Below are 21123 nucleotides of genomic sequence, written 5' to 3' on the forward strand. Positions count from 1 at the left end.
TTATAATAAGAAATAAAGGGTGACTGTTGCTCCAATAACAATTGCATTTTTTTTCACCCTTGCTATATTAATTTTTTCTTTGAATGCATTTCCCAAATAACCTCCCAAAATAGATCCCGTTATCATTACGAGTGCAAAAGGCCAAAAAATCAACCCTGAACAAATAAAAATAAGAACTGCTATTCCATTATTCGCTCCAACTAACAACAACGCTAATCTTTCCAGAGTTTCATTGTTTTTGATTCCATAAAAACTGTATAGAATAAAAATGATCATTCCCATACCTGCGCCAAAATATCCACCATAGATACCTAATAAAAAGATCGGAATTAGTTTTTTATGCGAGTATCTAAACTCTTTTTTGACTGCAAACTCGGCATTAAAATAATGCTGTATCTGATTATAAAACGTAAAAAGAATCCACGAACATAACAACAGAAAAGGCGCAATAGTTTCGAACACCTTATGCGAAAAAGCGACGAGCAGAAAAGCTCCTGTAACTCCTCCTATAGTACAGGCTAATACCATATAATTGAAATGCCTTTTAGAAATCTCTTTAGTTTTCTTTATAGGTTTTGATGAAACAAGAAAACCGGATAAAAGAATTATGGTCGTAGTTGCAGTTCCTGTTACAGGCTGTATACCTCTAAAAATCAAACTTGGAAAAATAACAAACCAGCCTCCTCCTATAGTTACGTTAACAGCACCCCCTATGATGGCCATTAAAAATAAAAAGAAAAGTTCAAAATAAGTACCCATAATAGTTAAAAGTTTAAATACCAATATGTTACTATCTCTTCTGTTATGTCATTTCCAAATTCCTCAAGTGCAAAATGACCTGTAGGATAAAATAAAAGTTTTGAATCAACAAGGTCTTTCTGGAGCATTTCCGCACCTTCCTTTTTGAATACTTCATCATTCTCTCCCCACACAATCAATGTCACGGGTTGCAGATTTTTTAAAAAATCCTGCCAAACCGGATAAAACGCTACATTGGACTTATAATCACGCTTTAATTCCATCTGAATCGTTTTAACTCCCGCCCGCTCCATTAAAAACTGATCTAAAAAATAGGCCTCTGGAGCTATATTAGAAATATCCTGCGTTCCATTTGTATATTCCCATTTGGTATAATCTAATTCAAAAAACCTTTTTAGTTTGCTGTAGCTTTCAAAATCATCCTTTCTATATAATGCACTAACTTCTTTTAACACATCACCCACCCCTTCATTATAAATATTTCCATTTTGAAAAATAAGCATCTCTATCATTTCGGGACGCTTGATGAATAAACGCATTAATATAGGGGCACCGTAGTCAAAAAGATAAAAACTCGCTTTAGTGATCTTTAACTTTTCAAGAAAATGGGCAACAATATCAGCGTAGTTTTCGAAAGTATAACTAAACGTTTCTAAACTTGGAACATCACTGAAACCGAATGCAGGCAGATCAGGAGCAATAACATGAAAATGTTTTGATAATTTAGGTATCACATTTCGAAACATATGTGAAGAAGATGGAAATCCATGAAGTAATAATAAAATAGGATTTACATGTTCTCCGGCTTCGCGATAGGCAATTTTTATTGAATCTATGCTTATAACCTTATGACTTATTTTCGTTTCCTTCCTACTCCCAAAATCCATAACATTTTAAATTTTAAAAAAGTTCATAATACATGAAATCATTTTTGTTCCTGATCCTCCTAATTTCTTTAAGCATTTCTACACCACAAACTTAGGTATTGGTTTCGACTGCATTTCTGTTATATTCTTACCAAAAATTATAAAAAATAAAGATTGAGTACAGTTCTTTACTCTGTAAATGAAAAAGAAATAAAGAAGGAAGTAACTAGTGAGCTCTTCTAATGCAAAATGATATCCGAAAATTATTATGGCTTATAAACTTCCAATTCTATCTCTATCATTAATTCGGGAAATGCCAATTCTTTGACACCAAGCCAAGACCCTGTCGGAAAATTTTTCTTGTAGATTTCTTTTCTGTATCCTGAGACTTCAAGAAATAACGGCATGTTGGTTGTGAAGACATTTTCCATAATTACATCATCAAATGTGCAGCCATAATGTTTTAATATTTTATCCAAATCCGCGTAGCAATTTTTCATTTGCTGCCCTAAATCACCTTTTGCTGCAGGCTTGCCTTCATCGTCAAAACTCACGGCTCCTGAAATCTTAATAGTATTACCTATTTTTACTGCATGTGAATAACCATAAGACTTTTCAACTTCCGGACGCAGTAAAAAATATTCCGGTTTTTCATTTACAATAATTGACTTCTTTTTAGTTTCACTTTCGAATTCTTTTTCTTTTTGACCACAACTTTGAATTGTAAATGCCAATCCAATAGATATTGAGATTAATTTTACTTTTTTAAATACTGTTTTCATAATGATAATTTTATTGCGCCTACTTTATTAGGGTTTCGGCTTTCCCTTTTATTAATTTTATATCCCTTTCAGATATGATAAACCAAAGACATATCTTATTCATGACTTCTTTTTAAGGTTATAAATCCACCTTCTCTTTTTTATTTCAATCAATAGAAATAAAGAAAAAATTGGAATTTAATAAAAAGAGTAAAAATGAACTTCTGTACTTGTTGAAGCAAAATTATAACGAATGAAAATTTCATTCTCTGTGAATAATTTACTAATGATTATAAAAACCTAAGATTTAATTATTTATTCCCTTTTAGATTAGCAAACCTTATTTTTCTTTAGTAAATATGCACTATGTAAGAAGCTGAAATATAATATTTTATTAAAAAAGAACTAAAAATTAATTGGCTGTGATAAACATTTCCGGAATAAAAAATTAAAAGAAAACCAACTTTTTAAAATAGACACATTATTATATTATCTGTTTAAGTAATTTTATATTAAAAAAATCAATGGAAAAGCAAATACCTATATTTAATACGCTAAAAGAGATTAGCGATTGGTTCGGACTGCCTTCAACTGAATTAGTAGGCGATGATTTTATGCTTACGGAAATTAACCAATGGAACAAAAATAAATTACTGAATGTTCCTGATAATTATAAAGCCAATTTCTTTACCATTTTTATAATTAATGAAGGCAGTGCAACACACCTATATAATGATGAAGTAATACAATTAGAATCATCAAGTGTATTTGTAACTGGTCCCGGGCATTATCGTAATTATAAATTCGATCATTTAACGGAAGCCTATTTTATCTGCTTTACCGAAAAATTTCTTGCCAGCTATTGCTTTTACGATATATATAAAGAATTTCCGTTTTTACTTTCTGAATCGTTTATATATAAAAAAGCAGATCCGGAAAACTACCTTATTATAAAGAATAATACAAACGAGATTAAAAGAGAAATTCAACGTACTCAGGATCAAAAAATGATAATAATTGGTAATATGTTAGAATTTCTGCTTATTAAGATTACAGAACTTTTTCAAAATCAGATACACCCTTTTACTGATAATAACAATTCAATCGTCAATACCTTTTATAATGATTTAGGAAACTATTTTAATAAAATTGTAGAGGGAAAAAAGCCGCAACAATTAAAAGCAAAAGATTTTGCAGATTTACAATTTTTAAATGAAGATTACTTTTCCAGAATAATAAAAGCTAAAACCGGAAGAACCCCAACTGCCTGGATTAACAGCAGACTCTTGGTTGAAGTTAAAACGTTATTAACAGAAACATCAATGCCAATAGCAGAAATTGCAGAAATATTTCAATTTACAAACAGTCGATATTTTAACTTTTATTTTAAAAATCAGACTACACTCACCCCCACTTATTACAGGAAAAGTTTGAATGTAAGTTAATATCTTTAAATTTTATAACTAAATGTCAATAATAGATTATAATTGAAAATTTCATATCCGATATCTTTGAAAAATAAAAGTCCCCAATTCATCATTTAAAAATTGTCTAACTTTATTTTCCAAAATTATGATACCAAAACTCACCACAATTAGCAAATATAAAGACCAGATTGATTTTTTAAATCTTCCTTTTCATGATTATATAGATAACGACGAGTTTTCAATAGTGAAGGTTCACGAATGGGATTTGAAATTTCCTTTTCATTCGCCAACTTTTAGATCTGATTATTACAGTTTCACTATTGTCACTAAGGCAAATGGCAGTTTTACTGTGGGTGATAATAAGTTTGAATTGCGTGATAACCATGTGGTTGTAACCTGTCCTGATTCCTTTTTTAAAATTGACTGGACAAATATGGAAAAAGTTTACAATATAACATTCTTAAAATCTTTTATCTTAAAATACTTCCCTGGCGGAATTAATAATATTCTAGACTTTAATGCTAAAAATGGTTATTGCTGCCAACTTCCGGAAGATACGATGGATTATTTTGAGAAAACTTGTCTCGAAATATATAATATTGCAACTTCTGATGCTTGTTATAAAGAAGAGATCATGGCAAACATGGCACTTAATCTCTTGTTTTTAGTGCAATTAGAACAGGAAAATGAAATAAATTTTAAAAAAAACAACGAAAAAAACAATAAAATTATCATCGCCTTTCGTCAGAATATGGAAAATAATTTTAACGAATTGATTAATGGTAATTGTTGCGTACTTATGCGTATTAAGGAACACGCGCAAATACTAAATTTAGACGAAAATTATTTATGCAAGATCGTAACAAACTGTACCAAAAAAACGGTAAACGAATGGATAAACGAAAAACTTATAGACGAAATTAAGTATCTTCTAAAGCATTCCGAAACATCGATGAAAGATATCGCCTTCCTTTTTGATTTTAATGACCTGAATTATTTTTATAGCTTTTTCAAAACTCAAACTTCTTATGCTCCGGGAGTTTATAGAAAACAATATCAGAGGTCGATCTCCTGATTAATGTTTTTCTTAAAGCAAAAATGAAAATACATATAATGCTGAATAATAATTAAAGATGATTAAGTATCATTTTTAAAGAAGATAAATCAAGTCAATATAAACTATCAACAGAGTCTTACATTTTAAAAAAGATGGCTAAAATAAAGAATAAGGAAACATACGATTTCTACGATAATGTAAAAATCATGGGAAGTGATTTCTCTGAAGGGCACATAGGTGATGACGATTTTTCATTAATAATTTCAAAAATAATACACCCAAAAGAAAGACTTCCGTGGACCTATCCGGCGCATCGTGCTGCCCATTTTATAATGGGAATTGTTATTGATTCTTATGGTTCAATACAATACGAAGATTTAACCGCGAAAATTGAACCGAATATGTTATTTATTCACAAACCCGGAACTTTGCAAGAGTTAACATTTAATGAAGTAACAGAAACTTATGGTTTATTATTTTCTGAAGAGTTTATTGTAAAATATGCCGGAATTTCGATTTATAAAACGTTTCCCTTTTTGCTATTTGAAAGACATTTACCACTGCACACCACTCCCGAATTTCAACAAGAGCTAAGAACAATCATTCAGCTGATTTACCAGGAACTAAAAAAAGATACACCGCTTAAAAAGAAATTATGTGCCAATCTGCTTACCCGGATTTTACTTAAGATAAAACAAGAATTCTGGGAAGGGTATAGTATAAATATACAATCCCGAAATCCTGATATTTTGAACGATTTTATCCAAAATATGGAGTTCCACTATGATCAGCTGCTCAAAGGTAAAGTGAAGAACGTACTACATATAAAAGATTATGCGGAAATGCAACAGCTTCATGAAAACTATCTGTCCACCATCATAAAAGAAAAAACCGGAAAAACAGCTGGTCAGTTAATTTCTGAAAAAACGCTCTCCGCAGCCAAGATTTTAATTCAGGATTCCCAATACACTATGAAAGAAATTGGATATATGTTAGGATTCAGCTATACCTCCTATTTTAGCATTTTCTTCAAAAAACATACAGGACTTACTCCTTTGGATTACCGTAAAAAAAATTTATAAGATGTATATTTTTTTTGTGTTATATAATAGAAGAAAATTGCATTACACAAAACATTCTCGATAAATTAACTTAGCTTACCAATTAGAATAAATCTTAAAAAAACTTCATTATAGTTTTGATACAAAATAAAAATAATTGAGAATGTTTACACAGATTAATATCGCCATTTCAAGATATGTGAACTTCACAAAAGAGGAACTTGATATATTTAATTCTCTATTGTATTTCAAACAAATCAAAAAGAAAACCATAATGCTTCAAAAAGGAGAGAAATGTACTTTTGATGCATTTGTAGTTCGTGGATGTATCCGAAAATATTATATCGATGAAAACGGATTTGAAGTAATCTTGCAATTTGCAGTCGAAAATTCATGGATCAGCGATATTTCATTTAGCATTTATGAAACGGAGGGCAGTAAAATTTTTATCGAAACCATAGAAAACTCTGATCTTTTGCTCTTTACGCCAGAGACCAAAGAACAGCTTTTTGAACGGGCGCCAAGGTTTGAGCGTGCTTTCAGAATTTTAATGCAGCGTCATTTGGCCGTTACTCAAAATCGTCTTCTTCATAGTATCACCTGTACGGCAGAACAAAAATATGATGAATTTTTGCAAACGTATCCCACTATACCATTACGTGTACCACAGCATTATATTGCTTCTTATCTGGGGATTTCTCCTGAATTTTTATCAAAAATCCGAACCCGAAAACTGAAATCCTAATGGTACGAAAATCTTGTCCTGGTTCAATGCACAGGTTTAATTTATAGTAGAAATTTGCAGCGAACCCAAACACACAACAACTATGGACAGGAAAGATTTTCTCAAAAAAGGACTTTTAGGAACAGGAATGTTTGTCGCCTCGGCAGCAGTTGCCAATATCATGCAGAATGATATTGACGAAATAAAACCACTCGAACCTGTAGGTTTTAATCATCTGCCAGTTCTTGACACCCCTGTAACAGGAAACAGCGTTTTACACAAGGCCGAATCAAGAGGTCATTCCAATCATGGATGGCTTGATACACATCAGACTTTTAGTTTTGCCTCTTATTACAATCCCAACAGAATGCATTTTGGCGTACTCAGAGTTCTCAATGATGATGTTGTAGACCCTTCAAAAGGATTTGGCATTCATCCTCATGACAATATGGAGATCATATCGATTCCATTAGAAGGCGACCTGGAGCATAAGGATAGCATGAACAATGTGGCCATCATCAAAAAAGGTGATATTCAGGTCATGAGCGCAGGTACGGGAATTTACCATAGTGAATTTAATAATAGTTCAGATAAACCTGTTAAGTTCCTTCAGATATGGCTTTATCCAAATAGAAAAAATGTAACTCCGAGATATGACCAGATTACTTTAAAATCAAAAGACCGTCATAATAAGTTTGAACAAATTTTATCTCCAGATGCTAAAGATTAGGGTGTATGGATTTATCAGGACGCCTGGTTTCATCTGGGAGTCTTCGATCATGAATTTACCAGTACATACAATATTAAAAAGAAAGGCAATGGTGTTTATGCTTTTATTATAAAAGGAAGTTTTCTGGTAAACGGCACTTTGCTCAACGAAAAGGACGGAATGGGAATTTGGGATCTGGCTTCTATTGAAGTAATTTCTCAATTAGATGGTTCTGAAATGCTTTTGATGGAAGTACCAATGACGATGTAAAATTATCTTTATTATGCACATTCGACTATTAGTTTTACGATCAGGAAATCCTAAAAAGCTGGCGGATTTTTATTCACTATTTGGATTAAGTTTTGAATATCACAAACATGGAAATTCGCCCTTCCATTATAGTGCTTCAATGGGAAAAACAATTTTGGAAATTTATCCTTTAACAAAAGAACAATCAGAACCAGATGTAAATTTACGCTTGGGTTTTGAATTTGAAAACTTTAGCGGAACTATCCAGAAATTAAAGGAGAATAATGTGACTTTTTTTTCTGAGCCTTCCCTGACAAATTTTGGATTTATGACAATAATTGCTGATCCGGAAGGCAGAAAAATTGAAGTTTATGATCAGAATAGTACTCTTTGAAATCCTGCTAATCTCTTAAATTCCAAAAATCAATAGCATCCTTATTCACCATTTAATATAAATATAACCCAAATGATTAAAATCAAACTAAAGCCTGTAAAGTGGGCATTGTCTTTTTCTATTTTAGCTGCTGCAACGCTCTACAGCCAAAACACTTCAAAAAACAATTTGAAAATGTATAAAATTCATGGTAGTATCAAAGGCGATATTACAGATAATTTTGCCTATTTATATTATAATAATGTGGAGGACAGTGTGAAAATTGTCAATAATAATTTTGAATTTAAAGGCATAAGTATAGATACTGTAAGCGCTCAGGTTTATATAAAATCTGCAGAGAATGCTCCACAATTTTATTTGGATAATAATAATATTGAGATGCAGATTAGCGTAAATAAAGTCCATAAAGATGGGAAATCTGTAGAGACAATGCATATTGACGAAATTAAAGGATCTCGTTCGTCGCAAATACAGACAGAATATTTAAATTTTTATAAATTAAATTCAGAAAAAAAAGACTTCAATAAACTGTTATATTCAAAATTAACCGTCTTTTTGAAAAAACATCGCAGCCATCCGTTTAGCGGTGCAATTATGGCCGAATTGGCAATGGTAAATCCTATATTGGGCAAAAAAGAATTGAATACCCTGTATGCTCTTTTAGATATTACAAAACAAACCGAGCAAGACCTCAAATTCTTTAAAAAAGGAATGGACAGGCTAGGTACTTACGGTGTTGGAAAACCTTTTATTGACTTTGCATTGCCAGACCAAAATGGTTCTCTTGTTGATTTTAAAACATTTAACGGAAAATTTATACTTGTTGATTTTTGGGCTTCCTGGTGTGGGCCGTGCAGAAAAAAAAGCCCTGAACTTATTGCCTTAAAGCAGCAATTTGCAGGAGTCAATTTTGAAATTGTTGGAATTTCAATAGATAAGAATAAAGAACAATGGACTGCAGCTATCGCAAAAGATAAGTTAGATTGGGTAAACCTATTGGATCAGGAGCAAAAAATAAAAAACAGTATCGGAATAGAAAACATTCCTTATAACTATCTTATTGATGATAAAGGTATTATCATCGGTATTAATCTTTCGGCAACAGAAATAGAGAAGATTTTATCAGCCAATACCAAAAAAACATAAAGCTATTTTTGATGCTTTAAATTGTATAAAAAAAGATGGGGCAGTTAAACGCCCCATCTTTTACCACTTCATTATTTCCCCGTTTTTCTTAAAAGGAAATCTTTGATAAGTGCCCCCATTTCACTACCAAAACTTTCAAGTGCAAAGTGTCCTGTGCTGAACAAATGAAACTCTAAATTTTTCACGTCTTTTTTAAAAGCTTCCGCTCCCACACCTGGAAAAATATAATCATCTTTTCCGTATACAATCAACATTTCAGGGTTGTATTTTCTGAAATATTCCTGCCATTCCGGATACAAGGGCACATTGGTTCTGTAATCATAAAAAAGTGCCAATTGAATATCACCATTTTCCGGGCGTTCTAAGTGTCTTAAATCAATTTCCCAGTTGTCCGGCGAAATAACCGAAGTATCTGGAACATTGTGTGTATATTGCCATTTCAATCCGTCAGGAGCATGAAAAGTACTTAATGTAGCTGCTGCTTCTTTGTCATTTCTATCTTTCCAAAGTGCTCTAAATGGATCCCAGAAAGTTTCAAGACCTTCTTCATAAGCACAGCCATTTTGTACAATCAGCGTATCTATTTGACCGGGATTTCTGCTTGCAATTCTAAAACCAACTGGTGCACCGTAATCCATTAAATAAAGACTGAATTTCTTGATATCCAATTCATCCAATAATGTTTTTACAATATTGCTGAAATTTTCAAATGTATAAGCAAAATCCGCCAATGGTGGTTGCTCACTTCTGCCATAACCCGGATAATCTGGTGCAATTAAATGAAAATCATCTGAAAGATCATTTATTAAATTTCGAAACATGTGTGACGATGTTGGGTATCCGTGAAGCAACACTAGTGTTGGCTTGTTTTTATCTCCGGCTTCTCTGTAAAAAATCTCTACTCCGTTGATTTTTCTTGTATGGTAACTTGTTTTCATAATAATGGTTTTTTAATTAAATTTTTACTTTTTAAACTCTATTTTCTAATTGATTAAATTAATTTTCTCTCACTTTCCTGAATTGGCAGATCGTTTATACAAGCAAATCTTCTCTGCATTAATCCTTCTTCATTAAATTCCCAGTTTTCATTTCCGTACGCTCTGAACCACTGTCCTTCTTCATTATGATACTCATATTCAAATCGAACCGCTATTCGGTTATCTGTATGCGCCCAATATTCTTTTTTAAGTTTGTAATCGAGTTCTTTTGACCATTTTCCTGTCAGAAAAGTGATAATTTCTTCGGTGCCATTTATAAATAAATGACGGTTTCTCCATTCGCTGTCAGCGGTATAAGCCTGTGCAACTCTATACGGATCTCTGCTGTTCCAGGAATCTTCTGCCAATTGAATTTTCTCAATTGCCGTTTCTAGTGTAAAGGGTGGAATTGGATATTTTTTCACCATGTTTTATATGTTTAAGCATTTCTATACCACAAACTTAGGCATTGAATTCAGTTGCATTGCTGTTATATTCTTACCAAAAATTATAATAAATAAAGATATTGGAGTGAAGTTTTTTATTCTGAAAATGAAAACAAATTAAGGTGTCAAATCACACAGAAAAACTGATTTTTAAAAAAGTGTTTTGCTTGCTAAAAAGCCATCTGAATTTGAATTTTATATAGAATTTTAACAAGTATCACATACCCTAAAATAAAAAGCAGCATCCAATAGAATGCTGCCATTTTAAAAAGCGAATTAATTTATTAACCCTGTTGTTTTTCAGCCTAATTATAACCTTTCATTTTTAATTTGAAATATAATCACTACTTAAAAATTAGAATCGTGATCCTGAAAAATCTACATTTTTGTTCACTTTTCTCTGCTGATATAATGATCTAACGAATATTTACCTGCGCCCATAAAGCATATCAGTAAAAAACAAAGACTGTAAATCAGGGGAACATCTTTTACCAGAGCCGGATCGTTTAAATGCAGTACAAAATAACCTGTCAGGGTAACCGCTAAAATAGGTAAAGTGGCTATGCGCGTCATTAAACCAAGTATGATAAAAATGGGCATGACAAGATTTGCTGTTGTTGCAAAAGCTTGATTTAATGCTTCTGGAAGACTTAAAGGATTAGGGACAACTTCTGCAAGTGCCGTCCCAATTCCTATTTTTTTTAGACCATGAGCATAAATAAGTTCACATGAAATGGCAATCCTGAAAAAGAGCAAAACAATGTTATTTAATTTATTCCCCAAATTGGAACGTAAGAGAGAAAAAAATACATCTATCATGATTTCTATTACGATATTAATGTTTAAGCATTGCTCGGCCGTATTGAACACCAATTCCATATGAACCACCATATTTTTGAACCAAATCTGTCACCGCTGTATAGGTTTCTGATCTTGACCAGTCACGTTGCAACTCTAATAAATATTGCATAGAAGTAATTGGTCTTGCTCCTGCCTGAACCATACGTGTTACGGCTTGATTATGAGCTTCATCTGTTACATCTCCACTTGCATCAGTAATAACATAAACCGTGTAACCGTCATTTATAGCTGATAATGCAGGTCCTACAATACAAACAGAAGTCCATAGACCACCCATTACAAGTGTTTTATTTCCTTTACCTGTTACTTCTTTGTAAGCATTGGCATCCTCCCAGAAATTCATACTGGTTCTGTCAAAATACTTAGTGCTTGCTTTTGGATAAAATTCCTGAACTTCAGGAAAAACCGGTCCACTAAAAGAACCTTCGGCCACCGTTGTAATAACTGTAGACACTTTAAAAATTTTAGATGCTCCTGCAACCAGCGCAGTATTGGTTCTTAGCTGATCAACCGGAATATTACCCACGGCAAATGCCATCTGGCTTTCGTGATCTACTAAAATCAAAGTATGATTTTTCGGTGTTAAAAGCTGTGGACTTGGTTTTTGTGCAAATGCATTTAAAGACGATAATGCTGCTACTGTTGCTAAAATTAAATTTTTCATAATAATTCTGATTTAATGGTTAATTGTTTTTTTAATATTTGATTTGTATACCCCGTGTTTTGAGTAAACTTTGGATTATTTTTTTAAATAATTATCTACTCTGAGTTCTTCTATTTTACTTTTTTATTTAAAAAGTTTAAGATCAGTTTAGATATTTCTAAATGATGTTCTTCTAACGCAAAATGACCTCCGCTTAATAAATGAATTTCAGCATTAGGGCTGTCTTTTTTATAGGCATTTGCACCAGCGGCAGTAAAAAACTGGTCATCTTTTCCCCAGATAACTAACATGGCTGGCTTGTATTTAGCAAAATACTGATGCCATTTCTCATAAAGTGCTATATTAGATCCATAATCGCGAAACAAGGCGAGTTGTATAACATCATTTCCTTCTCTGTCCAGGTAATATTGATCAATACTATAACTGTCCGGCGCTATTTTTTCAGGAGCCTCTGCACCGGTTAGATATTGCCATTTTGTAGCATCGATAGTCAGAAAAAAACGAGCTTCCTTTTCAGTTTGGGCATTTGGATTTTCAATATAGGCTATCAAAGGTTTTAAAACTTCACCCAATCCTTCAACATATGCATTTGCATTTTGAATTATAAGTGATTGAATCAGTTCAGGTCTTCGTGTTGCTATTCTCATACCAACAGGTCCGCCATAATCCTGAATGTAAAGACTAGTTTTGGTGATTTTTAATTTATCAATAAAATGCTCCATTGTAACGGATAAGTTATCAAATGTGTATTGATACTGTTGCGGAGTTGGAGCACTGCTTTGCCCAAAACCAGGATAATCCGGAGCAATTACATGGTAATTATCAGCAAGTTCATTGATCAGGTTTCGGTACATATGTGATGATGACGGAAATCCATGCAATAAAATAATTGTCGGTTTAGTTTTTTCTCCCGCTTCACGGTAAAAAATTTTTAAACTATCAACGAGTATTGTTTTGTATTCAACAGCATTTTTCTCTCCACAGGATTTTGCATAAGATTTAGAGCCTGTTAAAAAAATAATTATTAAGGCTGACATTATAATTTTTGTCTTCATTTTATTTGTTTTAGATTTTTCATAATTGTCTCTTGAATATTCCCATTTGACCAGAAAATTAAGACTGAATATTTCTAAGCAATGTATCGGAAATTACTTTTTTTGATATCCCCCATAAAAATTAACCGGTGACCAGTCCGGAATTGCTTTTTCAATTGCAGGATTCATTTTTGCAAAGTCTTTGTCACCAAACACAACATTACCTCCTACTACTGTTAAAACAGCCGATAAATCTTTGATTTTACTTTCCGGTACGCTGAAATAATCATCTGATAATAGTATGAAATCAGCAAACATTCCTTTTTCCAAAGTACCTTTTACCGTTTCTTCTTTTGATACCCACGCGCTACCCTTTGTGTATAATAAAAGTGCTTCCTCGCGAGTCAGTAAGTTCTCCGGAGCACTTAGCTGTAATCCTCCCACTGTTTTACCCGAAACCATCCAGTATAATGCAGGCCACGGATTATAACTGGCAACTCTTGTTCCGTCAGTTCCTGCGCCTACAGGAATTCCCATTTTGATCATTAATTTTAAAGGCGGTGCATATTTTGCTTTTGCAGCTCCATATCGATCCACAAAATATTCTCCTGCGTACGCCATTCTGGCCTGAATTGCAATACCTCCGTTCAGCGCTTTAACTCTTTTTAGCTGTTGTTCTGTAATGGTTTCTGCGTGATCAAACAGCCACCTTTGTTGGGCTAATTTTCCATTCGTTTCATTATTCACTTCTTCAAGAACATCCAATATATTAGCAATGGTTTCTCCATAGGTTGCATGAATTCTAAACGGCCAACGGCTATCAACATGCAAACGAATCACTTTTTTGATGTCATTTCTCCACGAAGGTCTGTCTTCTAACATCGGTTGCGGTGCTAAAAAATTCTCAAAATCACCTGCACTCCATGTCAGAAATTCTCCCCCTCCTTCTAATTCATATCCATGATCCAAATGAATTTCTCCATTATTTCCGACTTTATTGGTTTTAATCCAATTTTGAAATTCTGCGAACTCTTTTCCTTTATTTTGAGGAAATAAGTAATACGACAACCTTATAGGCATTTCTCCCTCATTGGCAAGTTCTTTGGTCGCGACATAATCTTTAGGAAACGCATGTCCTCCACCTCCTGCATCGATTCCGCTTGTAATTCCATATCGATTCAATTCTCTGTAAAATTGTTTTGTAGAATTCAACATTTGCTCATTATCCATAGGAGGCAGCGCCCCAATTGCAGCATACAGGATTGTCGGATTTGGTTCTGCCAATAGCACTCCGGTCAATTTACCATCTGGTCCTTTTTCATAGGAACTTCCCTCAGGCGGTTTTGTGTTTTCATCTATTTTAAGTGCTTTTAAACCACTTTTATTCATCCAGCCGCGACTATACAGAAATAATACAAATGCCGGTACGTCTCCTGTTGCTTCATTAATTTCCTCGGTTGTTGGAAATCTTTTTTCTTCGAATTGAAACGGGCTCCATCCTCCGACCACTCGCACCCACTGGCCTTTCGGTGTTCTTGCTGCTTGTTCTTTTAGCATTTTTAATGCTATTTTTAAAGAGGTTACCCCATCCCATCTTAATTCAGCATTATAAAAACGTCCTCCTCTGGTTAAATGCAAATGAGAATCATTCAGTCCGGGAATTACTGTACGTCCGTTCGCATCAATAACTTTGGTTTTCTCACCTTTTAGCTTTAGAATCTCTTCAGTAGTTCCATACGCCAGAACTTTGCCTTTTCTTACTGCGATCGCTTCGCTAATGGTTTTGTTTTTATCCATAATGGCTATTTTACCATTGGTAACAATTAAATCTGCCGTTTCAGCATTAGTTTCTTTTTTGTCTTTCTGACAGGAAATGAATAGTATTATTAGTACTACCAGGAATATAGAATTTCTCATTGTGACTGTTTTTATAAGTTATTAATTGTAAATAATTAATCAATTTTAGAAGCTGAAATAATGACATCTGCCACTGATTCAGGCTGGGAGATATAAACCGCATGACTTCCTTTGACATACGTGGCAATTGTTTTGGAACGTTTGTACATTGCTTCCTGGATTTCTGGCGGAATACTCTTGTCCTCGGTTGCAATTACGCCATATACAGATTTTGATTTCCAAGCTGCGTTTTTAATTGGTGTTGCAAATCCTTTAGCATAAAATGCACCTTGCGAAGCATACATAAAATTGGCATCTTCTTCACTTAAATCAGCGCAAATTCCCATATGGTATTTATTTTTTTCATAATAAATAATACCATTTTCATCCGGAGGCAGGACTCCATTTTCTGGCTCCGGTGGAGCAGTTTGAATCCAATGTAAGGCTGTTTCGCCATCTCCCGGCTGAAATGCAGCTACATAAACTAATGCTGCAACATTTTTATGGTTACCAGCCTCAGTAATTATAACTCCACCGTATGAGTGTCCTACAAGAACAGCGCTTTCGCCTAGTTTATCTAAAGCTATATTCACGGCCTGAACGCCATCTTCTAAAGACGTTAATGGATTATGAATCACTGTTACATTATATCCGTTTTTATCCAGTATATCATATATTCCCCTCCATCCTGAGCCATCTGCAAATGCACCATGGACAAGGATAATATTTCTAATTGTTTTCATCTTGATATTTTTTAGAGATTATAGAAATCATTATTTTTTGTAACTTTTTAATAGTAGAAATAAGGAATATTTCTTTTGTAATTTGTCACATTCAAGCTTGATAACCGCATCTTGGAAATTATGGAATTTGACGTATGATAAAAAACCAAAAATGGATTCCCTTATTTGCTGAAACAAAATTACATTTAATGAAAGCGTGCTTTTCTGTGAATAATTCACTAAAAATTATAATAAACTAAGATTTGAAAAAGTTCTGTCACTTTATATTGGTAAAACCTATTTTTATGAAGGTATTACCATTAGTATTGCGTACAATATTGCATACAAAAATAGTTTTGTGAACTATTCCTGCATTTAAACACACTCTCTTTTACGCATTTGAAACAAGTAAACATCTTTCTGTACTTAAATGTTTAATAATAAAATGAATTCCAAATCTCTTAAAAAAATCATCTTCCGTTCAGATACATTTTCGTAGCGTTCATTGCAGAAGTCAAAAAATGAGAATTTTAAAAAAGCTAAATCTTCCGCAAATTATTACAGTCAGTAAAACTGATTTCTAAATAATTTCTCTTTAAAAAATTAACAGAGAGTGGTTTCTCAAATTATGAATTTGGAAAGTGGACATCTCAATCACCCTACATTCTTTGAGGACTTTTTTTTCATGTGTTAATCTGTTCAATAAATAATAATGTTCAGAAACAACTTTATACATTACGAAATAAAGTCAAATTTAAATATAAAATAAAATACAACTAATTGAAAATTAGTTATTTAAAAAAATGGTAGGTTTTTTGGTTACACATTTATAAATAACAATCAAACACATTCATATTGGCACCAATTAAATATTAAGTACTATCATATACCAAAAGCGCCAAAAATTCGCACGCGGCAATTTTTAGCAACATAAAAATGAAACTGCAGAGTTTAGATAACAGTCTAATCGAAATTTTATTGAAGGCCGGCTAATTTTTATTGAATAAAGTGATCTGAGTTTGGTTAACCTTAAAAAACTAACTTATATGAAACCAATTGTAATTAAGACAAGGAACTTTAAAGAGAGTCTTTCTTTCTTGAAAATTCCACTTTGTGAAGAGATGGACTGTAACGACTTTTCTATTTTTAAAATGGAAGAACTGGGTTTGAATCTGCCATGCCAAATGCCAGTTTTCAGGCCAGATCATTTTACCATAGTATTAATAACTCAAGGATCGGCACAATATCATACAGGCGATAATACATACACTATCTGTTCAAATCATATCCTTTTTATACGTCCTAATGCTTTTCTTTTTAGTAAATGGAACAGCGTAACTAAAGCTTACAAAATTACTTTTCACAAGCAGTTTCTACATCAGTACTGGCCAGCATCAGTAGATTATATTCAGAAACTAGAAGATCTTGAAACGTTTTCAGCTTCCCTTACAGATGATTTAACTGAAATATTTAATAGTATCTGTACACAAATTTACGATGAGTCTTTATCCGCGGTACCATATAAATACGAAATGATCACTAATCTTATATTCAATTTACTGTTATTAATACAGCAGTACAATTTAGGAAGCGAGTCTGATTTGACATGGAAAAAATACAGTCCTCAAGCTTCTGCCTTTCTGGATGCAGTTGACGATAATCTAAGTAAGATTTTTTCTGGTGAAATGACCGGATTTTTTGATGTTGGCCATTACGCACAAAGTCATAATATAAATTTAAATCAGTTATCAAAAATTATTTACAACAGTACAGGAAAAACCATAAGCCAGTGGATTAATAAAAAATTAATTGACGAAATTAAGTATGTGCTCAAATACACAGATAAATCCATAAGTGAAATAGCATACCTATACGGATTTAATGACATAAATTATTTTTACACTTATTTTAAAAAAAACACAAAAACAGCTCCCGGCATTTTTCGCAAAAATTTCAAAAATCCTCCAATAAATGTGCTGGCTTAAAATTTTGACTGAAAGAGAAAGTAAACAATAAAGCATGGAAAAGATTCAAATCTGTTTTCTAAAGGGTGGTAATATTTTACCCTGAGGCATATCACTAAGAAGTTAATAAAATGATTTTATATTTTATTATAATTTTGTCATACTGCAGAAAATTATTTTGCAACCACTACTTTAGCATTTAAAATTAATATTGCATATTAAAGCTATGATGTTTTTTTATTGCATTCAGTAAGATAGTCGCCTTAAGTAATAGTAATAGTAAAAATATAATATCTTAACTAATGATCGGGAAAATATCACAATCGAATTTTAAAAACGATGGGAAATAAAGAAAAAATAATGATTGTTGAGGATGAATTCATTGTAGCGAATGATCTGAAGATGATATTAAAAAAAAACAATTTTGATGTTATCGGCATAGTATCCTCTGCCGCTCAGGCTAGAACAATGCTCAAAACCATACGACCTGACTGGGTGTTGCTCGATATTATGATTGAAGGGAATGAAACGGGTATCGATTTAGCTCATGATCTTATAAAAGAAAAAATCCCATATTTATATGTTTCAGCCAATACAAATCAGTCTACACTTGAAGCTGTAAAAAAAACGCATCCTTATGGTTTTTTGGTAAAACCTTTCAGACGTAAAGATCTTTTGGTCATGCTGGACATTGCACGTTATCGATATGCTGTAGAAAATCAAAGTCAGCTTAATTCTAAAAAAGAAGAAAATACTGTATCGATCTTCCCCGGGATTATAGGCAGCACTCCCGCGCTTAAAGAAATATTCTTAAGAGTAGGCATTGTTGCACCCACAGAAGCTGCCGTTCTTATTACAGGTGAAACAGGAACAGGAAAGGAAAAAATAGCACATACAATTCATGAAAATTCGCCTCGCAGAAATAAACCCATGATTGTGGTTAATTGTGCTGCTCTTCCTATATCATTGCTTGAATCTGAGCTTTTTGGATTTGAAAAAGGGGCTTTTACAGGAGCTGTTTCAAAAAGAATAGGTAAATTTGAACAAGCCGAAGGTGGTACGCTTTTTTTGGATGAAATTGGAGAACTTAGCCTTGATGCTCAGGCAAAGTTATTACGTGTGCTACAAGAAAAAGAAATAGAGCGCATAGGTGGTATAGGAATAATAAAAGTTGATATCCGTATCATTGCCGCAACAAATCGCAGCCTTGAGCGTGAGGTAGCAGAAGGCCGTTTCAGACTAGATCTGTATTACAGGCTTAATGTATTTCCTATTGAACTGCTTCCACTGAGGGAAAGAAAGCAGGATATACCGGAACTGGCCCAATATTTTCTAAAAAATTATAATCTTACATTCAAAAAGAATATTAAGGGCATAACATCAAAAGCATTAACTGAATTACAAGCCTATAACTGGCCTGGAAATATTCGGGAGCTTGAGCATCTGATAGAGCGCAGTGTACTTCTGGAAGAAGCACAGGAAATTACAAAAATTAATCTGCCGGCTAATATTGATATAAATACTGCAGCAAAAGATTCTGATAGTCTGGACTCCTTGCAATTTGTAGAAAGAAATCATATCATGAAGATTTTGAACATCTGCAATGGCAAAATATACGGGGAAAGCGGGGCTGCTGCAATTTTAAAAATTTCACCAGTGGCGCTGTATTCTAAAATGAAAAAATTAGGAATTGGACAGGAATATTTTTAATTAGAAATCAATCATGACATAATATTCAAAGTGCTATTATTAATATTTATTTCAACATTTATTATAAGTTAAATTCGGAAGTATGACATACGGCATAGATAATGAAAAAATGATAATGCGTATACAGCAGAGAGAACTTGAGCAATCTCAAATAAATTGCATGTGCGAATCACTGGCTCCTGTCACTACAAGAAACGAACTCAATGATGCCGTGAATAATGATATAAAAAGGATATTGGGCATTAGTGAAATGATGATTTGCATTACGGATGAAATGCAAAAACATTACAACCTCTTTTATCATAGTAATACTTTAGAATACAAGAAGTATACGCAGGAATCTTATAATAAAAAAGCTGACTTTTTTTTTTCGATTCTGCATTCCCCAGATCCATTAGTCTTGTCTCATAAAAAAATAGAAAAAGGATCAGAGATGCCTTCATTTATCGAAACTGCAGCTCAGGATTCTAAGCATATTGTAATCACTTATTCTATAACTTTTAATATATACAATGCGGTGCTGTTTTTTTGTTTAGACAAACAAACCAGCATGGCAAAAAATTGTTTTCATCTCATTAAAAAGCTTTCAGTACAGCTGGGAATTACTTTGACAAACATTTTAGTACGCGAGAAAAATAATGCGGCTAAAGTCTCAGCGTTTTACCTGCAGCCTGATACCCGAAATGAAATAGGCGACAATATGGGAATTATAGGAGAAAGTAAACCTGTAAAAAAAATACGCAGTCTTATCAAGATAGTAAGTGTCACGGACAGTAGTGTTCTCATTCAGGGAGAGAGTGGTACAGGAAAAGAACTAGTTGCAAAGGCTGTACATTATAATTCAAAAAGAAATTCTAAACCATTAATTGTAGTGAATTGCGCTGCAATTCCTAAAAACCTGATTGAAAGTGAACTATTTGGCCATGAGAAGGGCAGTTTTACTGGTGCTACATCCAAAAAAAAGGGCAAATTTGAGCAAGCTCATCAAGGCACGATATTTCTGGACGAAGTTGGGGAAATGCCTTTGGAACTTCAGTCAAAAATTTTGAGAACGTTAGAGCAAAAGGAAATTCAGCCTATAGGCAGTAATTTTACAAAGATTGTAGATATCCGAATAATCGCTGCAACAAATATAGATCTGCAAAGCGAGGTGCTGAAAGGAAATTTCAGGGCGGATTTGTTTTACAGATTAAATGTTTTTCCTATAGATATACCACCACTTAGAAATCATCCTGAAGACATTGAGACTCTGGTGAAATATTTTATAAGCGGGCACTGTAAAAAATATAATAAACCGGTTAAAACCGTAACCCAAAAAGCACTTAATACATTGATGGCTTATCAGTGGCCTGGCAATGTAAGGGAGCTTGAAAATACCGTCGAGAAAGCATTTCTCATAGCACAGGGAAATATTATTTCTGAAATTAAACCAAGTGAACAACGCATTATAGCAGACACCAAAGATAAAAATGGCATCAAACCCTGGCATGAGTTTGAGAAAGATTATATCATTAGAGTGCTTAAATTTTGCAGAGGAAAAGTTTCAGGTCCAAATAGCGCATCATCATTTCTAGAAATCCCCTCTACAACACTTAAATCCAAGATGCAAAAACTGGGCATTAAAAAAAGACATTATATTTTAGACTGAAGATGATTTCTTGTTTAGAAATTGCAACTGGGTTAATAAAAAACAATA

At 33.1% G+C, this 21123-nt stretch carries 19 protein-coding genes and 1 pseudogene; 10 read left to right on the forward strand and 10 right to left on the reverse strand.

Features of this window, described 5'->3' with window-relative positions; all coding sequences use genetic code 11:
• The 3 genes from RT99_RS00230 to RT99_RS00240 all read right to left on the reverse strand — a co-directional run bounded on the left by RT99_RS00230 (position 1) and on the right by RT99_RS00240 (position 2407).
• Positions 1-759 (reverse strand): sulfite exporter TauE/SafE family protein, encoded by a 759-nt coding sequence (locus tag RT99_RS00230; RefSeq protein ID WP_131494885.1) that lies wholly within the window; start codon positions 757-759, stop codon positions 1-3.
• Positions 760-764: 5 nt separating this feature from the next.
• Complete coding sequence (locus tag RT99_RS00235; RefSeq protein WP_042562721.1) at positions 765-1646, reverse strand: alpha/beta fold hydrolase; 882 nt, start codon at positions 1644-1646, stop codon at positions 765-767.
• Positions 1647-1891: 245 nt separating this feature from the next.
• Positions 1892-2407 carry a RidA family protein gene (locus tag RT99_RS00240; protein WP_042562722.1) on the reverse strand — a complete coding sequence of 172 codons (516 nt, stop codon included), beginning with the start codon at positions 2405-2407 and terminating at the stop codon, positions 1892-1894.
• Positions 2408-2910: 503 nt separating this feature from the next.
• On the opposite strand from RT99_RS00240, the gene RT99_RS00245 reads away from it, so the two are divergent.
• From RT99_RS00245 to RT99_RS24510, 7 genes and pseudogenes are all read left to right on the forward strand, one after another.
• Positions 2911-3831, forward strand: coding sequence for an AraC family transcriptional regulator (locus tag RT99_RS00245; protein WP_042562723.1), 921 nt, complete (start codon positions 2911-2913; stop codon positions 3829-3831).
• Between the two features lie 127 nt (positions 3832-3958).
• Positions 3959-4888: an AraC family transcriptional regulator gene (locus RT99_RS00250; protein WP_042562724.1), complete on the forward strand. Its 930-nt coding sequence runs from the start codon at positions 3959-3961 to the stop codon at positions 4886-4888.
• 134 nt (positions 4889-5022) lie between these two features.
• On the forward strand, positions 5023-5952 hold the full coding sequence (locus RT99_RS24505; RefSeq protein ID WP_052483430.1) for an AraC family transcriptional regulator: 930 nt from the start codon (positions 5023-5025) through the stop codon (positions 5950-5952).
• 142 nt (positions 5953-6094) lie between these two features.
• Positions 6095-6676, forward strand: a complete 582-nt coding sequence (locus tag RT99_RS00260; protein WP_042562725.1) for a Crp/Fnr family transcriptional regulator — start codon at positions 6095-6097, stop codon at positions 6674-6676.
• 82 nt (positions 6677-6758) lie between these two features.
• Positions 6759-7634: pseudogene (locus RT99_RS00265) on the forward strand (pirin family protein).
• 13 nt (positions 7635-7647) lie between these two features.
• Positions 7648-8007: a VOC family protein gene (locus RT99_RS00270; protein ID WP_042562726.1), complete on the forward strand. Its 360-nt coding sequence runs from the start codon at positions 7648-7650 to the stop codon at positions 8005-8007.
• Between the two features lie 72 nt (positions 8008-8079).
• Positions 8080-9153 carry a TlpA disulfide reductase family protein gene (locus RT99_RS24510; protein ID WP_052483432.1) on the forward strand — a complete coding sequence of 358 codons (1074 nt, stop codon included), beginning with the start codon at positions 8080-8082 and terminating at the stop codon, positions 9151-9153.
• A gap of 71 nt (positions 9154-9224) precedes the next feature.
• On the opposite strand, the gene RT99_RS00280 is transcribed toward RT99_RS24510, so the two are convergent.
• The 7 genes from RT99_RS00280 to RT99_RS00310 all read right to left on the reverse strand — a co-directional run bounded on the left by RT99_RS00280 (position 9225) and on the right by RT99_RS00310 (position 15774).
• Positions 9225-10091 (reverse strand): alpha/beta fold hydrolase, encoded by an 867-nt coding sequence (locus RT99_RS00280; RefSeq protein WP_042562727.1) that lies wholly within the window; start codon positions 10089-10091, stop codon positions 9225-9227.
• A 53-nt stretch (positions 10092-10144) separates the two neighbouring features.
• The gene (locus RT99_RS00285; RefSeq protein ID WP_042562728.1) at positions 10145-10558 is read right to left on the reverse strand and encodes a nuclear transport factor 2 family protein; all 414 of its coding nucleotides are present in this window, start codon (positions 10556-10558) and stop codon (positions 10145-10147) included.
• A gap of 408 nt (positions 10559-10966) precedes the next feature.
• Entirely contained in the window at positions 10967-11395 is a 429-nt protein-coding gene (locus tag RT99_RS00290; protein WP_042562729.1) for a DoxX family protein, read from the reverse strand.
• 16 nt (positions 11396-11411) lie between these two features.
• Positions 11412-12101 (reverse strand): isochorismatase family protein, encoded by a 690-nt coding sequence (locus RT99_RS00295; protein WP_042562730.1) that lies wholly within the window; start codon positions 12099-12101, stop codon positions 11412-11414.
• A 110-nt stretch (positions 12102-12211) separates the two neighbouring features.
• Complete coding sequence (locus tag RT99_RS00300; RefSeq protein ID WP_207384871.1) at positions 12212-13156, reverse strand: alpha/beta fold hydrolase; 945 nt, start codon at positions 13154-13156, stop codon at positions 12212-12214.
• Between the two features lie 93 nt (positions 13157-13249).
• Positions 13250-15052 carry an amidohydrolase gene (locus tag RT99_RS00305; protein WP_052483437.1) on the reverse strand — a complete coding sequence of 601 codons (1803 nt, stop codon included), beginning with the start codon at positions 15050-15052 and terminating at the stop codon, positions 13250-13252.
• A gap of 35 nt (positions 15053-15087) precedes the next feature.
• Positions 15088-15774 (reverse strand): alpha/beta hydrolase, encoded by a 687-nt coding sequence (locus tag RT99_RS00310; RefSeq protein WP_082036890.1) that lies wholly within the window; start codon positions 15772-15774, stop codon positions 15088-15090.
• Between the two features lie 1025 nt (positions 15775-16799).
• Here RT99_RS00310 and RT99_RS00315 point away from each other — a divergent pair.
• The 3 genes from RT99_RS00315 (at position 16800) to RT99_RS24515 (ending at position 21075) form a co-directional block, all read left to right on the forward strand.
• Positions 16800-17738: an AraC family transcriptional regulator gene (locus tag RT99_RS00315; protein WP_082036891.1), complete on the forward strand. Its 939-nt coding sequence runs from the start codon at positions 16800-16802 to the stop codon at positions 17736-17738.
• A 318-nt stretch (positions 17739-18056) separates the two neighbouring features.
• Positions 18057-19427: a sigma-54 dependent transcriptional regulator gene (locus RT99_RS00320; RefSeq protein WP_042562732.1), complete on the forward strand. Its 1371-nt coding sequence runs from the start codon at positions 18057-18059 to the stop codon at positions 19425-19427.
• Positions 19428-19509: 82 nt separating this feature from the next.
• The gene (locus tag RT99_RS24515) at positions 19510-21075 is read left to right on the forward strand and encodes a sigma-54-dependent Fis family transcriptional regulator (RefSeq protein WP_052483441.1); all 1566 of its coding nucleotides are present in this window, start codon (positions 19510-19512) and stop codon (positions 21073-21075) included.
• The last annotated feature ends 48 nt before the right edge of the window (positions 21076-21123 follow it).

Source organism: Flavobacterium sp. MEB061, from assembly GCF_000834715.1.
Lineage (GTDB): Bacteria > Bacteroidota > Bacteroidia > Flavobacteriales > Flavobacteriaceae > Flavobacterium > Flavobacterium pectinovorum.

Coding starts and splice junctions, on each gene's coding strand:
- RT99_RS00230 (WP_131494885.1), bottom strand. CDS start 759: ATGGGTACTTATTTTGAACTTTTCTTTTTATTTTTAATGGCCATCATA.
- RT99_RS00235 (WP_042562721.1), bottom strand. CDS start 1,646: ATGGATTTTGGGAGTAGGAAGGAAACGAAAATAAGTCATAAGGTTATA.
- RT99_RS00240 (WP_042562722.1), bottom strand. CDS start 2,407: ATGAAAACAGTATTTAAAAAAGTAAAATTAATCTCAATATCTATTGGA.
- RT99_RS00245 (WP_042562723.1), top strand. CDS start 2,911: ATGGAAAAGCAAATACCTATATTTAATACGCTAAAAGAGATTAGCGAT.
- RT99_RS00250 (WP_042562724.1), top strand. CDS start 3,959: ATGATACCAAAACTCACCACAATTAGCAAATATAAAGACCAGATTGAT.
- RT99_RS24505 (WP_052483430.1), top strand. CDS start 5,023: ATGGCTAAAATAAAGAATAAGGAAACATACGATTTCTACGATAATGTA.
- RT99_RS00260 (WP_042562725.1), top strand. CDS start 6,095: ATGTTTACACAGATTAATATCGCCATTTCAAGATATGTGAACTTCACA.
- RT99_RS00270 (WP_042562726.1), top strand. CDS start 7,648: ATGCACATTCGACTATTAGTTTTACGATCAGGAAATCCTAAAAAGCTG.
- RT99_RS24510 (WP_052483432.1), top strand. CDS start 8,080: ATGATTAAAATCAAACTAAAGCCTGTAAAGTGGGCATTGTCTTTTTCT.
- RT99_RS00280 (WP_042562727.1), bottom strand. CDS start 10,091: ATGAAAACAAGTTACCATACAAGAAAAATCAACGGAGTAGAGATTTTT.
- RT99_RS00285 (WP_042562728.1), bottom strand. CDS start 10,558: ATGGTGAAAAAATATCCAATTCCACCCTTTACACTAGAAACGGCAATT.
- RT99_RS00290 (WP_042562729.1), bottom strand. CDS start 11,395: ATGATAGATGTATTTTTTTCTCTCTTACGTTCCAATTTGGGGAATAAA.
- RT99_RS00295 (WP_042562730.1), bottom strand. CDS start 12,101: ATGAAAAATTTAATTTTAGCAACAGTAGCAGCATTATCGTCTTTAAAT.
- RT99_RS00300 (WP_207384871.1), bottom strand. CDS start 13,156: ATGAAGACAAAAATTATAATGTCAGCCTTAATAATTATTTTTTTAACA.
- RT99_RS00305 (WP_052483437.1), bottom strand. CDS start 15,052: ATGAGAAATTCTATATTCCTGGTAGTACTAATAATACTATTCATTTCC.
- RT99_RS00310 (WP_082036890.1), bottom strand. CDS start 15,774: ATGAAAACAATTAGAAATATTATCCTTGTCCATGGTGCATTTGCAGAT.
- RT99_RS00315 (WP_082036891.1), top strand. CDS start 16,800: ATGAAACCAATTGTAATTAAGACAAGGAACTTTAAAGAGAGTCTTTCT.
- RT99_RS00320 (WP_042562732.1), top strand. CDS start 18,057: ATGGGAAATAAAGAAAAAATAATGATTGTTGAGGATGAATTCATTGTA.
- RT99_RS24515 (WP_052483441.1), top strand. CDS start 19,510: ATGACATACGGCATAGATAATGAAAAAATGATAATGCGTATACAGCAG.